Origin of the sequence: Thiolapillus sp., from assembly GCF_048562965.1 — a bacterium.
In the GTDB taxonomy this organism is placed as follows: domain Bacteria; phylum Pseudomonadota; class Gammaproteobacteria; order Chromatiales; family Chromatiaceae; genus Thiolapillus; species Thiolapillus brandeum_A.
Genome location: NZ_JBHNMF010000935.1, coordinates 1 through 1,108, shown reverse-complemented (window position 1 = coordinate 1,108; position 1,108 = coordinate 1). Strand labels below are relative to the sequence as shown.

1 protein-coding gene is annotated in these 1,108 nt (G+C 55.6%); it reads left to right on the top strand.

The genetic code is table 11. The features are described 5' to 3' along the window. Nucleotides 1-119: 119 nt before the first annotated feature. A complete protein-coding gene (gene trbB / locus ACOCD2_RS21295; RefSeq protein WP_293646561.1) occupies nt 120-1,079 on the top strand; it encodes a P-type conjugative transfer ATPase TrbB in 960 nt (319 codons plus the stop codon). The last annotated feature ends 29 nt before the right edge of the window (nt 1,080-1,108 follow it).

Here is a 1,108-nt window from a genome sequence, read left to right as displayed (position 1 = left end):
TAGGTGTTGCACGCTGAATAGTTTCGTTATATCGTGCGACAAACCGCAATGTAGAGAAACACAGGGCAATTTAGCGGAACCACAGAATCCCTACGGACTAAGGAATATTCGGGAACAAAATGACCAAGAAAGAAGAATTCGACAGCGTGCAGGAGAGGGCGAAGCGAAAGCTGGCCCGAGACATGGGATCGGTGCTGTTGGAGGCGCTTAAAGATCCTGCAACTGTCGAAGTCATGCTGAACGCAGACGGCAAGCTGTGGCAGGAGAGGCATGGAGAGCCGATGAAGTGCATCGGCACACTCAGGGCCGCCCAGGCCCAGGCAGTCATAGAGACAGTCGCCGGCTATCACGGTAAGACAGTCACCAGAGAAGCACCCATCCTTGAAGGCGAGCTGCCGCTCGACGGCTCACGCTTCGCTGGACAGCTCCCCCCGGTCGTACCGTCGCCAACCTTCGCGATCAGAAAGAAGGCTTCAAAGGTCTTCTCCCTCAGAGAGTATGTCGATGCCGGCATCATGACCGACAGCCAGCGCGAGACGCTGGAGCGGGCGATAAGAAATCATCGGAACATACTGGTGATCGGCGGCACCGGATCAGGTAAGACCACACTGGTCAATGCCGTGATCCTTGAGATGGTCGAACAGAATCCAACGGAACGACCGTTCATCATTGAGGACACTGGCGAAATCCAGTGCACGGCAGAAAACCACGTCCAGTATCACACCAGCATCGACGTCAGCATGACGATGCTGTTGAAAACCACACTGCGCATGCGGCCCGACCGGATACTGGTCGGCGAGGTTCGGGGCGAAGAAGCCCTGGACCTGCTGGATGCGTGGAACACGGGGCACCCGGGCGGGGTGGCCACGCTCCACGCGAACAGCGCGCAGGAAGGTTTGACCAGGCTGAAGTCTCTTGTTTCGAGAAACAAGGCGGCTCCCGCAGAAATTGAACCGCTGATAGGCGAGGCGGTTCATGTCGTTGTTCATATTGAACGTACCAAAGAAGGCCGGCGCGTTTCGGAGATCATTGATGTTTCCGGGTACAGCAATGGCGAATATCAAACCTCAATCCTTTAGGAGTTAACAATGCAACTGAGCCTTTCCTT

Excerpts from the sequence above, each read along its gene's own strand:
- trbB (WP_293646561.1), top strand. The coding sequence starts at position 120 with ATGACCAAGAAAGAAGAATTCGACAGCGTGCAGGAGAGGGCGAAGCGA.